Annotated in this window: 1 protein-coding gene; it reads right to left on the reverse strand. The window is 33.3% G+C overall.

Going from position 1 to position 390, the window contains the following annotated elements:
• Positions 1 to 267: hypothetical protein (locus RM446_RS24730; RefSeq protein WP_311547849.1), on the reverse strand; the 267-nt coding region annotated here is incomplete at its 3' end.
• Positions 268 to 390: the final 123 nt, after the last annotated feature.

A 390-nucleotide genomic window follows, 5' to 3' on the forward strand; every position in this document is an offset into this window, starting at 1 on the left:
TCCTTGGTTTTTATTTATGGTATCTATTTTGTCCTGGAACTGAGATTTCAACTGCCCAGAAATGCCAATATCAACATTGGCATCTTTACCAATATCCAGTAGTGCATAAGATATGTCGAATTTGTCTGTTTTAGATTCAACTAATTGATATATATAGGATACGATTAAGCTGCTTCTATCAATGCCTTCACGTTCTTCTGCATCGCATAGTCGCTCTATCATGTTATTGGAAAACCGCACTATTATACGTTTAAGCCTTTCAGCCATTGTTCTTTCCACCCTTCAGTTCATTGTGAGTGATATACACATACATTATATCTATAATACAGATAAAATTAATGAATGTCAAAGATAAAACGCATCAAAAATGTATGGACATATAACATACAA

It is taken from the genome of Streptomonospora wellingtoniae (genome assembly GCF_031845375.1).
GTDB lineage: Bacteria > Actinomycetota > Actinomycetes > Streptosporangiales > Streptosporangiaceae > Streptomonospora > Streptomonospora wellingtoniae.